Consider the following 13,002-nt stretch of genomic DNA (forward strand, 5'->3'; position numbering starts at 1 on the left):
ATCAACCGTAACGAGACCGCGAAGCCCTTCCGCTGGACCTACGACGGCACCCCACTCAAGGAAACAACCTGATCAACACCCCTCCACGAATTAACGCGGAGCAGCACTAGGCAGACAGGCCCGAGCCCGGTGGGCGCGGCAGGTGAGTTCGGCCCCCGAACGGGAACGTCCCGATCGGTACGGGACGGCCGAGCGAACCGCGGACCGGTCGAACGACCCGGACGGCCCCAGCGGGGACGTACGCTTGTCGAACTGTCGTTCAGGAGGGTGCGGGTGCGAACTCGGGCAGCCGTGGCGGGTGGTGCGGTGCTGATCCTCGTCGCCGTGATCGCGATCTGGCTCGTGATCCGGCGGGTCGGGGACGAACTGCGGCTGCCGCCGGCGGGACGCACCTGCACGGTCCAGGCCGACGGCCGGGTGGTCCTGGACGTGGAGCAGATGGCGAACGCGGCGACCATCGCGGCGATCGGCGTCCAGCGCGGCATGCCCGAGCGCGCCGTGGTGGTCGCGCTGGCCGCCGCGTACCAGGAGTCGGGGCTGCGCAACCTCGACCACGGTGACCGCGACTCGCTCGGGCTGTTCCAGCAGCGCCCGAGTAAGGGTTGGGGCACGCCGGCGCAGATCCGCGACCCCCGCTACGCGGCGAACAGGTTCTACAAGGCGCTCAAGAAGGTGCGCGGCTGGGAGAAGATGCGGGTCACCGACGCCGCCCAGCGGGTACAGCGCTCGGCGTTCCCCGAGGCGTACCAGAAGTGGGCCGACGACTCCGAGGTGCTCACCAAGGCCCTGCTCGGCGACGCCACCGAAGCGGTGGCCTGCACGGTCGGGCGTTCCCCGGTGATGCACGGCGCGGCGGCGGCCGCACAGCTCACCCGCAACCTGGGGCTGGACTGGGGTGTGTCGATCACCGACCAGGCCAGCCAGACCGGGCTGGCGGTGACGGCGCAGGACCAGCGCGACGGCTGGCGGTACGCGCACTGGTTGGTGTCGCACGCCCAGGACCACGGGGTGAAGCGGGTCCGCTTCGGCAACCTGGAGTGGACCGCCCGCAACGGCACCTGGGGCCAGGTGACCGGCAAGCAGGGGCCTGCGGGTCAGGTGGTGGCCGAGGTCTTCGCCGAGGGCTGAGCGACCCGGATCTCTTAACCGGCAGTGACCGCACAATCGGACAAAGTCCGACAGATAGCATCGGCGATCGCGTAAATGTTACTCCCCGCACCGGTTCCGCTGCACGCGGTCGGGTCGCGGGCCGTACCCCCACCGCTCGCTCTCCCACCGCCCCGGCACTCGCGTTACGATCGGCGGCCTGTGCCAGAAATGGTTTCACCTCATGGGGAGGGGTACGACGCGGTGTTCGATTACGGCGACCGGACCGGCTACGAACCGATCAGCGACACTGACCGCAAGGAGTTCCACGAGCAGGGTTTCCTCCTGCTGCGTAACGTCCTGACGGAGGACCACCGGGCGGCGCTGGAGGCGGCGGTCGACCGCGTCTACGCGGAGGAGCAGGCCAAGGGCACCACCAAGAAGGACGGCACCCTGCACCTGCTGGGCTTCCTGGAGCGCGACGAGCTCTTCGGCGAACTGCTCACCCACCCGATCGCCTTCCCGTACATGTGGGGGCTGGCCGGCTGGAACATCTACACCCACCACAACCACCTGGACGTCACCCCGCCGGCCGCCGAGCCGGAGAAGCCGTACTGGGGTTGGCACCAGGACGGGTACCGGCAGAACTCCGACCCGGAGACGATGGACCCGAACCTACCCCGGCCGATGTTCTCGCTGAAGGTGGCGTACGTGCTCTCCGACCTGTCGGAGACCGGCCGTGGCGCGACCAAGGTCATCCCGGGCAGCCACCTGTGGAACTCGCTGGACCGTCCCAAGGACCTCAGCGTGCACAACCCGGACCCGGAGGGCACGGTGGAGATCACCGCGAACCCGGGCGACGCGTTCATCTTCGACCGCCGGCAGTGGCACTCGCGCTCGACGAACCTGTCGACCATCACCCGCAAGATGCTCTTCGTCGGCTACACCTACCGGTGGATCCGTCCGCTGGACGAGCTGCACCCGGACGTGAACGGCGAGTGGTACCGCAACCGCACGCCCGTGCAGCGCCAGCTGATCGGTGAGGGCACCCACACCGCCAACTACTGGGGCATCAACTGGGACGGGTACGTCGACGACGAGATCCCGCTGCGCAAGGAGCTCAAGGAGCGCGGTCTGCTTGACCGCAACATCCCCTGGCTGCGCTGATCACCCGCGCCTGAAGACGGCCCCCCGCCAGCGTTGGCGGGGGGCCGTTCTCCTATCCGCCTCCGGGACACCAGGTGCCGCACTGTCGGTAGCGTGACGGGTAACTCTTCTTCGACCTGGTCTACATCTTCCTGCTCTCCCGGCTCTCTGCCAGCCTCGGCGAGAACCTCACCGTCCGCGGGAGGCGAGGCGGCGGCGGGCCCTCTCCCGGATCGACTCCGGCAGGTCGGTCGCGTCGAGCAGGCGGGGCAGCAGCTCCGGCTCCAGGCTGGTCGCCCGGAACACCTCACCGATGGTCACTCCGTGCGCGGGCCGCTCGACCACCTCGACCGGGTCGCCGGCGCCCACCTCCCCCTCGCGCAGCACCCGCAGGTACGCCCCCGGGCTGGCACGGACGGTGAAGCGCCGGACCAGGTCCGGTACGCCCCAGAAGCCCGCGAACGTGGTGCAGGGCGTACGCGGCTTGGTGACCTGGAGAAGAGCGGAACCGACCTGCCACTGCTCGCCGATCACCGCGCCCGTCACGTCGACCGCGTAGGTGGTCAGGTTCTCCCCGAAACCCCCCGGTCCGATACCTCGGCCCAGTTCGGCGGCCCACCATGCGGCGTCCTCCTCGGCGTAGGCGTACACCGCCTGGTCCGGGCCACCGTGCACCGGGCGCTCGGCGACGAAGTCACCGGCCAGGCCACCGGCGAGCACCGCCACCGATCCCTCGACCGGCCGCTTGTCGATGCCGCTGCGACCACTCGCGTCGCCGGCCCACTCCGCCTCGGTCACGATGCCGAGGTTCACCGCTGCCACCCTGCCCGTCATGACGGCCAGCCTAGTGGCGCGGTGGGAGGGCACCCGGCCCGCGACCTCGCCGGCCGGGCTCGCGCTCGGTGGCCGGTTCAGCCCTTGACCGCTCCCGCGACCAGGCCGGAGACCATCTTCCGCTGTACCAGCAGGAAGAAGATGATGACCGGCAGGGTGAACAGCGTGGAGGCGGCCATGACCGGCCCCCAGTTGGTGTCGTCCCGGCCGAAGAAGAAGGTCATCGCCACCGGCAGGGTGTAGCGCCCCTGGTCGTTGATGAACGTCAACGCGAAGATCAGCTCGTTCCACGCGGTGATGAAGGAGAAGATGCTGGTCGCGACCAGACCGGGCGCGACGAGCGGGAACAGCACCCGCCGGAACGTCTGGGCGCGGCTCGCGCCGTCGATGGCCGCCGCCTCCTCCAGCTCCTTGGGCACGGCGGCGACGAAACCGCGCAGCATCCACACCGCGAACGGCAGCGAGAAACCGAGGTACGTGAGGATCAGGCTGGGCAGGGTGTTGTAGAGCCCGAGCCGCTGGATCATCAGGAACAGCGGGATGACCAGCGCCTCCAGCGGGATCATCTGCACGATCAGCAGCATGATCAGAAAGCTGGTCCGGAGCTTGAACCGGAACCGGGCCACCGCCGTCGCGGCGAGCAGGGCGACCAGACCGCTGAGCACCACGGTGGACACCGCGACGATCGCGCTGTTGAGGAAGAAGTCGAGGAAGGTCACCCCGGGGATCAGGTTGCCGGTGAGGATCTCCCGGTAGTGCGCCAGCGTCGGATGCATCGGCACCGGCTGTGGGGTGGACGAGAAGATCTCGCTGCTCGGCTTCAGCGACGTCGAGATCATCCAGTAGACCGGGAACGCCGCGAAGAGCGCGACCAGCAGCCCGGCGCCGTTGAGGGCGACCTTCTTCACGATTCGTCCTCCTGCCTGAGCACCATCCGTACGTAGAAGCCGGTGACCACGAGCAGGATCAGCGTGAGGATCACCGCGATGGCCGCGCCGAGTCCGTACTTCGGCGGCGGCGAAAAGGCCTCGGCGTACGAGTAGATGGAGAGCATGAACGTCGGCCGGTCCTGGGTGCCGCCGGCCAGGACGAACTGCTGGGTGAACACCTTGAAGTCCCAGATGGTGGAGAGCACGATCAGGATCCCGAAGACCGGCCGCAGCAGCGGGAACGTGATCTTCCAGAAGATCCGCCACGGGCTAGCCCCGTCGACCCGGGCCGCCTCGTGCAGCTCGCTCGGCACGCTCTTGAGGCCGGCGAGCACGCTCACCGCGATGAACGGGAACGAGTGCCACACGACCACCAGGGTGAGGATGGCGAAGAACAGCAGCGGCGAATTGAACCAGCCGTAGCCGGTCCAGTCGCTGCGGCCGAACAGGGCGTTCGAGAACCCGTCCGGCAACGCGTTGAAGAGCCAGGTGACCAGGCCGCTCGTGTCGTCGAAGATCCACTTCCAGACGATCGTGCCGGTCAGCGCCGGGGTCGCCCAGGCGAGCATCACGCAACTGGCCACGAAGGTCGCCATCTTGCGACCGAGCCGGTTGAGCAGCAACCCGACCAGGGTGCCCAGCACCATCGTGAGCAGCACGTTCGCCGCGGCGAACAGGACCGTGTTGCGCAGCACCGTCAGGAAGAACGGGTCGGAGAGGATGTCGGTGTAGTTGCCGAGCCCCACCCACGGCCACTCCCGGTCGCCCCGCAACTGCCGGACGCTGTTGAGCCGGTAGAAGGACATCGCCACCACCTGGCCGAGCGGCCAGAGCAGCAGCACCCCGATGATGACGAGTGCGGGCAGGAGCAGCAGGTAGGGCAGGCGGTCGACCCGGCGACGCCGCCGCGCGGGGTTCTCCCGCGCGGCGGACGTCTCCGGCACCTCGGTCAGCGTGGTCACTTGGAGTTGAGGATGCTTTCCATCTCACCGGCCGCGTCGGCGGTAGCCTTCTCGACCGTCTTCTGACCCTTCATGACCGAGCTGTTCATCGCCTGGGTCACCGTCTTCGTCCGGCTGACCTCCACCCACTTCGGGGTGAGCGGCGTGAGCTTGGTGTTCTGCATGGTGGTGGCGAAGGCCGCCATCACCTTGTCGTTGGCGTACGTGTCGCTGGCGACCAGGTCCTTGTAGACGGGGAAGAACCCGAGGCTGCTCGCGAAGCTCTGCGCGTTCTTCTTGTTGAGCAGCACGGTCAGGTAGTCCCAGGCCAGGTCCTGACGCTCGCTGTCCTTCCAGATCGCCACGTCCGAACCGCCGGCGAAACCGGGTGCGGCCTTGCCGTCCGGGCCGGGGATCGGGAACGTACCCCAGACCTTCTCGATTTCGGGGTTGTCCTTCTTGATGGCGCCCTGCTGCCAGCTACCGGCGAACGCCATCGCGGCCTTGCCGGTGGCGAACTGCGTCCGCGCGTCGATCTCGTTCCAGCCGGCGGCGGCCGGCGGGGCGACCTTGTGCACGGTCACCAGGTCGGTCCAGTACTTGACGGCCCGCTGCGCCTCCGGCGTCGTGTAGCCGGACTTCCACGCTCCGCCCTGGTTGGTGGCGATCTCGGCGCCAGCGCCCCAGAGGAAGGAGTAGAAGGGCAGTTCGGAGTTGCCCGGCAGGGCGATGCCGTAGGTGCCCGGCTTCTTCGCCTGCACGGCCTTGGCGACGGTGATCAGGTCGTTCCACGTCTTCGGCGGCTGCACGCCCGCCTCGGCGAACCAGTCGGTGCGGTAGTAGATCGCCCGCACGCCGGCATACCACGGGACGCCGTACTGCTTGCCGTCGAGCTGCGCGTTGCGCACCAGGTCGGGCAGCAGGTCCTTGCCGTCCGCCCAGCCGCCCAGCCGACCACTCACGTCGGCGAGCGCTTCCTGTGCGGCCCAGCCCTGGGTCTCGGTGTTGCCCAGCTCGGTGACGTCCGGGCCCGCACCGCCGGCGAGCGCGGCCTGGAACTTCTTGGGCGCCTCCAGCCAGGGGATGTACTGCACCACCACATCGGTGTCGGGGTGCTTCTGCCGGAACTCGGTCTCCACGCCGTCGAGGAAGGCGTTCTGGGCGTCGCCGCCCTCACCCATCATCCAGACCGTGAGCTTGCTGTCGTCGGTCGCGTCCTCGCCGGAGCCCCCACAGCCGCCCATCACCATGGCGACCGAGGCCACCACGGCGGTGACCGGGGCCAGCCGCTTCCACCTGTTCACGCCACTTCTCCCCTCGCGCCGCCTGGAACTAACCTTCTCCGCCGCACCTTAGTACGAAGAAATCCTTTACGACAGTGGGCGGGGCAGGCCGACGCGTGGCGACCGTACCGCAGCTCGTCGACGCGGGCGCCCGTGGAATCGGGCCGAACCCGGGCATGACATCACGAAAGAGCGCCCAGCCATTCGGCCGGGCGCTCTTTCGAGTGGTGCGGTGATGCCAGGTTGTTACCGGGTGACGCGGCGGCGGCCACCCACACCGGCCACCAGCGCGACCGCGATCGCGGCCACCACGACCTGCACCAACAGCTCGGTCCAGTCGATACCAGCGGTCTCGGTCGCGATACCCATCGCCCGCGCCAGCACCGTACCCAGCAGAGCCGCCCCGACGCCGATCAGCAGGTGCAGCCACATCGGCATGTTCTGCCGACCCGGGACAACCAGGCGGCCGAGCGCCCCGACGATGAGACCAACAACGATGGCAGTGATGATGCCCCACACGGTGAGCTCCACGGTCGCCCTCCTCCTAAGAATGTCTGACACACAACGCGTGCTTCCTGTCGTGACCGTTAAATTCCCGACCCACCGAAAATCCAAACCGACTCACCGGCACAAGAAGTCGCCGGCGTCGATGTCGATCGGCTGCGTCGATTGGCACGATGACGCGTCCATACAGGTCAGACAACATGTTGCCCGGGGCGACAACCTCAGGAAGCCCGACCAAAAAATCCCGCCAACCCCGGTCCCACCCCGGTGCCCCGCCCCGGCGATCAAGAGGTTCGCGTCAGGATCCGGGCTTCGGATGACGCGAACCTCTTGATCAACACTGGTGACCGGGCCGGACCCGGAGGGCCGGGGGCCGGAAGGGCCGGGGGCCGGAAGGGCCGGGGGCCGGAAGGGCCGGGGGCCGGAAGGGCCGGGGGCCGGAAGGGCCGGGGGGTTACTTTTTGGGGGCTTTGGTATCGCCGGAGTCGGAGGACAGGGCGGCGATGAAGGCCTCCTGCGGCACTTCGACACGGCCGACCATCTTCATCCGCTTCTTGCCTTCCTTCTGCTTCTCCAGCAGCTTGCGCTTACGGCTGATGTCACCGCCGTAGCACTTGGCAAGGACGTCCTTGCGGATCGCGCGGATGGTCTCCCGGGCGATGACCCGGCTGCCGATGGCCGCCTGGATCGGCACCTCGAACTGCTGGCGCGGGATGAGCGTACGCAGCTTGGCGGCGATGGTGACGCCGTAGTTGTACGCCTTGTCCTTGTGCACGATGGCGCTGAACGCGTCCACCGGCTCGCCGTGCAGCAGGATGTCCACCTTGACCAGGTCGGACGCCTGCTCGCCGGAGGGCTCGTAGTCCAGCGAGGCGTAGCCCTTGGTACGGCTCTTCAACTGGTCGAAGAAGTCGTAGATGATCTCGGCGAGGGGCAGCGTGTAGCGCAGTTCCACCCGGTCGGCGGAGAGGTAGTCCATGCCGAGCAGGCTGCCGCGTCGGCCCTGGCACAGCTCCATGACCGCGCCCACGTAGTCGTTGGGCGTCAGCACGGTGGCCCGCACCACCGGCTCGTACACCTCGGCGATCTTGCCGGTCGGGTACTCACTCGGGTTGGTCACCACGATCTCGGTGCCGTCGTCGGTGATCGCCCGGTAGACCACGTTGGGCGCGGTGGAGATCAGGTCGAGGTTGTACTCGCGCTCCAACCGCTCCCGGATGATCTCCAGGTGGAGCAGGCCGAGGAAGCCGCAGCGGAAACCGAAGCCGAGCGCGCCGGAGGTCTCCGGCTCGTAGTCCAGCGCGGCGTCGTTGAGCTTGAGCTTGTCCAGTGCCTCGCGCAGGTTCGGGTAGTCGGACCCGTCGATCGGGTAGAGGCCGGAGTAGACCATCGGCTTCGGGTCCTTGTAGCCGCCCAGCGGCTCGGCCGCCGGCCGGGCGTTGATGGTGACCGTGTCACCGACCCGGGACTGCCGGACGTCCTTCACACCGGTGATCAGGTAGCCGACCTCGCCGACGCCGAGGGCCTCGGCCTTCACCATCTCCGGTGAGATGACGCCGATCTCCAGCAGCTCGTGCACCGCGCCGGTGGACATCATCTTGATCCGGTCGCGGGCGCTGATCCGGCCGTCGATGACCCGGACGTACGTGACGACGCCGCGGTAGACGTCGTACACCGAGTCGAAGATCATCGCCCGGGCGGGCGCCTCGGCGTCACCGACCGGCGGGATGAACTGCCGGACGATCTCGTCGAGCAGGTGCGGCACGCCCTCGCCGGTCTTGCCGGAGACGCGGATGCAGTCGGCGGGGTCCCCGCCGATGAGGTGGGCCAGCTCCTCGGCGTACTTCTCCGGCTGGGCGGCCGGCAGGTCGATCTTGTTGAGCACCGGGATGATGCGCAGGTCGTTCTCGAGGGCCAGGTAGAGGTTGGCCAGGGTCTGCGCCTCGATGCCCTGCGCGGCGTCGACCAGCAGCACGGCGCCCTCGCAGGCGGCCAGCGACCGGGACACCTCGTAGGTGAAGTCGACGTGCCCCGGGGTGTCGATCATGTTGAGCACCGCGTGCTCACCGACCCGCTCGCCGTCGCGGATGGTCCACGGCATCCGGACGGCCTGGCTCTTGATGGTGATGCCGCGCTCGCGCTCGATGTCCATCCGGTCCAGGTACTGCGCGCGCATCTGCCGCGGGTCGACCACACCGGTGAGCTGCAACATCCGGTCGGCCAGGGTCGACTTCCCGTGGTCGATGTGGGCGATGATGCCGAAGTTCCGGATGCGACCGGGGTCGGTGGAACCAGGGGCGTTCGCGCCGGGATCGAGCTTCGGTGGCACAGCGGTCCGTTCTGGTCGGCTGACGTGAACAGGCCGGCGCGCCGCCGACCCCCTCCATGTTCCCACGCCGCCGGGGCACGCCCGCTGCGTGGGCGATGGATCGACCCGAGGACTCCTCACTCCATCGGCGGCTCGACGAAGAGCGCGGCCAGTCGGGGCAGCCGTCGGCGGGCCTCCTCCTCGTCGTCGAAGTCCCAGAAGTCGTTGAGGTCCGGCGTCCGGACCGGCTCCCGGGCCTCCGGCAGCTCCGACGCGGTGGCCCTGCGGTAGGCCTCCCACGGCACCGCCAGCATCTGCTCGGCGGAGAACTCCTCCCCGCTGAGCGAGGCGGCCCGCACCTGGGGCAGTTCGGCCAGCGAGTCCGGTTCGCCGACCGCGCGGGCGAAGACGGCACGCCCCTGGGTCATCAGCCAGCCCCGGAAGTGTTCGAAGCCGTCGGCCGAGGCACCACCGTTGATCAGGTAGGCCGCACCCCACAGGTCCGCCTTGTGCGAGGCCGCCAGCACCCGCGTCTGGTGCTGGGCGTACCGATGATGTCCTCCGGATCGCGCTCGGCGAGCAACGCCACGGCCCGCGCGGCGACCGGCCCGGGCTCACCCCCGCCCCCGGCGCGGGCCTGGTCGATCAGCTGCCAGAAGTCCCCGGTCCTCATGGCTGGCAGTCTGGCAGTGTCGCCGCGCGCCGCGCACGTACCCCGGGGCAGCATGGTGGGGTGCCCCCTCCCCAACTGCCGCCGGTGCCGTACCACGCGAGCGCCCTGCGCCCGTCGTGGCCGGCGCTGCCGGCGGCGCTGCGGGCCGCGGTCGCCGACCGGCTCGGCGCGCCGGTGGTCATCGCCCGGGTCGCCACCGCGGGCTTCACCCGGGGCTTCGCCGCCGTGCTGCACACCGCCGACGGCGGCCGGGCCTTCGTCAAGGCGGCACCCGCCGCCGAGCAACCGCATCTCGTCGACTGGTACGCCCGAGAGGCCGCGATCCTCGACCGGCTGCCGGCGGACCTGCCGGCGCCCCGCCCCCGGTGGACCCTCTCCGCGGCCGGCTGGTTCGTGCTGTGCACCGACGCCGTCGACGGGCACACCCCGCGCCTGCCCTGGGTGCCCGCCGAGTTGGACGCCACCCTCGCCGGGTACGCGCAGGTCGCCGCCGCCCTGGCCGAGCCGCCGGCCGAGCTGACCGCGCTCGGCCTGCCGCACCTGGCCGAGCTGGCCCGGTCGGACATCCTCTGGTGGGAGGAGGTCGCCGCCGGTCGCGAGCCGACCCCACCACTGCCCAAGCCGCTGCTGGCCCGGCTGCCCGAGCTGGTGGAGTTGGAGGGGCTCCTCCCCCGGTACGCCGCCGGGGCGACCGGCCTGATCCACGGCGACCTGCGGGTCGACAACGTGCTGATCGGGCCGGACGGCCGAGCCTGGTTCTGCGACTGGACCTGGGTCTGCTCCGGGCCGGCCTGGTTCGATCTGGCCGGCCTGCTGCTCACCGCGTACACCGGTGGGCTGGACGCGGACCGGATCTTCGCCGCGCACCCGGCCACCGCCGGCGCGCCCCCGGACGCGCTGGACGCGACCCTGGCCGCGTTGGCCGGCTACTACCTCACCGGAGCCGCGGCGGCACCACCGACGGCCTCGCCGCACCTCCCCGCCCACCAGCGCTGGAGCGGCGAGCAGTCGCTCAACTGGCTGGCCCACCGCCAGGGCTGGCGATGACAGCGCCGCCCAGCGCCAGCGCCCCGCACGCGCCATCGGGTGGAGCCGTTTTGGCTCGTCCCGGGTGACCTGGTAACCTGGCTCTTCGCGCAGCGGTGACGCATGTCGTCATGCCGCGCACAAGCTGACCAACCCGAGCTATCAAGACGAGGCTGTCGCGTGGCGAACATCAAGTCCCAGATCAAGCGCAACCGGCAGAACGAGAAGGCCCGGCTGCGCAACAAGTCGGTCAAGTCGTCGCTGAAGACCGCCGTCCGGAAGTTCAACGAGGCTGCCGAGGCCGGTGACGTCGAGAAGGCCACCGCGCTGATGCAGGAGGCCTCGCGCAAGCTGGACAAGGCCGTCAGCAAGGGCGTGATCCACTCCAACCAGGCCGCGAACCGCAAGTCCGCGATCGCGAAGCGCGTGGTGGCACTCTCCGCCTGACGCTTCGCCGTCAGACTGATTCGGAAAGCCCCGGACCCCGGTCCGGGGCTTCCGTGTGTCCACCGTCCAGGCTTCCGTGCGTCCAGGCTTCCGTGTGTCCACCGTCCGGGCTTCCGTGCGTCCAGGCTTCCGTGTGTCCACCGTCCGGGCTTCCGTGCGTCCACCGTCCGGGCTTCCGTGCGTCCAGGCTTCCGTGTGTCCACGTCCGGGGCTTTCGTGTGTCCACGAGCCGCCGATGTGCTCGCGGCCCCGGCGGCCGTCAGTCCTGCGGGTCCGCGCGGCGGGTGGGCCGCACCGGGTCGGCGGTGACCGCCACCGCGGCCACGGCGTGCGACATCCACTCGACCCGGGCCCGGCCGACCACCGGCTCCATCTGCCGGCGGAAGCGGTCCCGCTCCTGCTCGGGTACGAGCGCGGCGGAACGGACCACCACCGCGGCCACCATGTCGTTGAGCTTGACCATCGCCGCCACGACGACGGGCAGCACCAGCACCGCCCACCAGGTGACCAGCTCCGCCAGGGCGAGCAGCACGGCCAGGGCGATGGTGCCCTCGAAGAACAGGAAGCAGAGCACCCCACCGGGGTTGACGAACCGCAGGCCGAGAAGCCGGGCGTAGAGCGGCCGGTACCGCTCCTCGTCGGCGGGCACCGTGGCCCACGCCGTACGGTTCGGCCCCGTCACCGGCTGCTGCCCTGCCGGGCTGCCGCCACGGAGAAGACGGCCCGTTCCAGGGCGTACGCCCGGTCGTCCGAGCCCCCCTTGACGGCCGCGTTGCACTCCGCGGCGACCTGCATGGCCCGGACCAGCCCTTCCGGAGTCCAGCCGCGCCCCTGCCGCTGCGCCCGCTCGATCTTCCACGCCGGCATCCCGAGGCTGCTGGCGAGCTGGTACGGGCTGCCGCGCCCGGCCGACGCCACCCGGGCCACCGTACGCACCCCGTCGGCGAGGGCGTCGGCGATGGGCACCGGGTCGACGCCGACGTGCAGGGCCCAGCGCAGCGCCTCCAGGGCGGCCGGTACGTCGCCGACCATGGTGGCGTCCGCCACGGTGAAGCCGGTCACCTCGACCCGACCCCGGTAGTAACGGGCCACCGTCTCGGTGGTGATTCGCCCGTCGGTGTCGGCCATGAGCTGGGAGCAGGCGGCGGCCAGCTCGCGCAGGTCGTTGCCGACCGCCGCGATCAGCGCGTTGGCGGCGTCGTCGGCGCACCTGCCGCCAGCCCGGCGGATCTCGTCACGGACGAAGGCGACCCGCTCGCGGTGCCCCTTGAGCTTGGCCGCCGGGACCACCGTGGCGCCCGCCGACCGCAGCCCGTCGGCGAACGCCTTGCCCTTGGCGCCGCCCAGGTGCAGCACCAGCAGCTGGACCTCCGGGTCGGGATTCCTGGCGTACGCCAGCAGCGCGGCGACCAGGTCCTTGCGGGCGTCCTGACCCGAGCGCAGGATGAGCAGCCGCCGACCGCCGAACAGCGACGGGCTGAGCATCTCGGCGATCTCGCCGACGGCGAGCGCACCCGCCTGGTACTCGCGGACGTCCACGTCGGGGTCGGTGCCGCGGGCCCGCTCGACAGCTTCGGAGACGGCGCGCGTGGCGAGCAGCTCCTCGTCGCCGACGACGAGCACAATGGGGGCGAGGCTGGCGGGGGTCACGTCGCCCATATTCGCACGGCCTGTGGCGGGTACGCGCCTGCTCATTCGCCGCCCGGTCGGTGCGGCCCGCACTAAGCGCAAATCCAGACATTTACCTCAGTTCATCATTCAATCCGCAATACGGTCGGGATTTCGTCTCGGCGCGAGCAATTTCCACCGCGCCGGCACCTCTGCC

The 13,002-nt window shown here is 70.0% G+C and carries 12 protein-coding genes and 1 pseudogene; 4 read left to right on the forward strand and 9 right to left on the reverse strand.

The genetic code is table 11. The features are described 5' to 3' along the window. The first annotated feature begins 267 nt into the window (after positions 1-267). Together ACLQ24_RS14220 and ACLQ24_RS14225 are read left to right on the forward strand one after the other, a co-directional pair. Positions 268-1,128, forward strand: coding sequence for a hypothetical protein (locus ACLQ24_RS14220; protein WP_425891886.1), 861 nt, complete (start codon positions 268-270; stop codon positions 1,126-1,128). A 222-nt stretch (positions 1,129-1,350) separates the two neighbouring features. Then, complete coding sequence (locus ACLQ24_RS14225) at positions 1,351-2,253, forward strand: phytanoyl-CoA dioxygenase family protein (RefSeq protein ID WP_088988074.1); 903 nt, start codon at positions 1,351-1,353, stop codon at positions 2,251-2,253. Between the two features lie 168 nt (positions 2,254-2,421). Here the strand turns inward: ACLQ24_RS14225 and ACLQ24_RS14230 are convergent, their stop codons facing one another. The 7 genes and pseudogenes from ACLQ24_RS14230 to ACLQ24_RS14260 all read right to left on the reverse strand — a co-directional run bounded on the left by ACLQ24_RS14230 (position 2,422) and on the right by ACLQ24_RS14260 (position 9,704). Beyond that, complete coding sequence (locus ACLQ24_RS14230) at positions 2,422-3,066, reverse strand: MOSC domain-containing protein (protein WP_425891889.1); 645 nt, start codon at positions 3,064-3,066, stop codon at positions 2,422-2,424. A 77-nt stretch (positions 3,067-3,143) separates the two neighbouring features. Further along, on the reverse strand, positions 3,144-3,977 hold the full coding sequence (locus ACLQ24_RS14235) for a carbohydrate ABC transporter permease (protein WP_425891940.1): 834 nt from the start codon (positions 3,975-3,977) through the stop codon (positions 3,144-3,146). Continuing rightward, positions 3,971-4,957, reverse strand: a complete 987-nt coding sequence (locus tag ACLQ24_RS14240; RefSeq protein WP_425891890.1) for a carbohydrate ABC transporter permease — start codon at positions 4,955-4,957, stop codon at positions 3,971-3,973. Before ACLQ24_RS14240 ends, ACLQ24_RS14235 begins: the two co-directional genes overlap by 7 nt. Continuing rightward, on the reverse strand, positions 4,954-6,240 hold the full coding sequence (locus ACLQ24_RS14245; protein WP_425891892.1) for a sugar ABC transporter substrate-binding protein: 1,287 nt from the start codon (positions 6,238-6,240) through the stop codon (positions 4,954-4,956). The genes ACLQ24_RS14240 and ACLQ24_RS14245 overlap by 4 nt, the downstream gene beginning before the upstream one ends. Positions 6,241-6,465: 225 nt before the next feature. Beyond that, complete coding sequence (locus tag ACLQ24_RS14250) at positions 6,466-6,750, reverse strand: GlsB/YeaQ/YmgE family stress response membrane protein (protein ID WP_007463997.1); 285 nt, start codon at positions 6,748-6,750, stop codon at positions 6,466-6,468. Between the two features lie 427 nt (positions 6,751-7,177). Further along, a complete protein-coding gene (gene lepA / locus ACLQ24_RS14255; protein ID WP_425891894.1) occupies positions 7,178-9,052 on the reverse strand; it encodes a translation elongation factor 4 in 1,875 nt (624 codons plus the stop codon). Between the two features lie 116 nt (positions 9,053-9,168). Then, positions 9,169-9,704: pseudogene (locus ACLQ24_RS14260) on the reverse strand (DUF4240 domain-containing protein). A gap of 60 nt (positions 9,705-9,764) precedes the next feature. On the opposite strand from ACLQ24_RS14260, the gene ACLQ24_RS14265 reads away from it, so the two are divergent. Together ACLQ24_RS14265 and rpsT are read left to right on the forward strand one after the other, a co-directional pair. Further along, positions 9,765-10,751, forward strand: coding sequence for an aminoglycoside phosphotransferase family protein (locus tag ACLQ24_RS14265; RefSeq protein ID WP_425891896.1), 987 nt, complete (start codon positions 9,765-9,767; stop codon positions 10,749-10,751). Positions 10,752-10,910: 159 nt separating this feature from the next. Beyond that, positions 10,911-11,177 carry a 30S ribosomal protein S20 gene (gene rpsT, locus ACLQ24_RS14270; RefSeq protein ID WP_053656074.1) on the forward strand — a complete coding sequence of 89 codons (267 nt, stop codon included), beginning with the start codon at positions 10,911-10,913 and terminating at the stop codon, positions 11,175-11,177. A gap of 259 nt (positions 11,178-11,436) precedes the next feature. On the opposite strand, the gene ACLQ24_RS14275 is transcribed toward rpsT, so the two are convergent. After that, positions 11,437-11,859, reverse strand: a complete 423-nt coding sequence (locus tag ACLQ24_RS14275; protein ID WP_425891898.1) for a hypothetical protein — start codon at positions 11,857-11,859, stop codon at positions 11,437-11,439. Further along, positions 11,856-12,836, reverse strand: coding sequence for a DNA polymerase III subunit delta (holA, locus tag ACLQ24_RS14280; RefSeq protein ID WP_425891899.1), 981 nt, complete (start codon positions 12,834-12,836; stop codon positions 11,856-11,858). The genes ACLQ24_RS14275 and holA overlap by 4 nt, the downstream gene beginning before the upstream one ends. Between the last annotated feature and the right edge of the window lie 166 nt (positions 12,837-13,002).

The sequence above is a fragment of the Micromonospora sp. DT4 genome, from assembly GCF_049841675.1.
In the GTDB taxonomy this organism is placed as follows: Bacteria; Actinomycetota; Actinomycetes; order Mycobacteriales; family Micromonosporaceae; genus Micromonospora.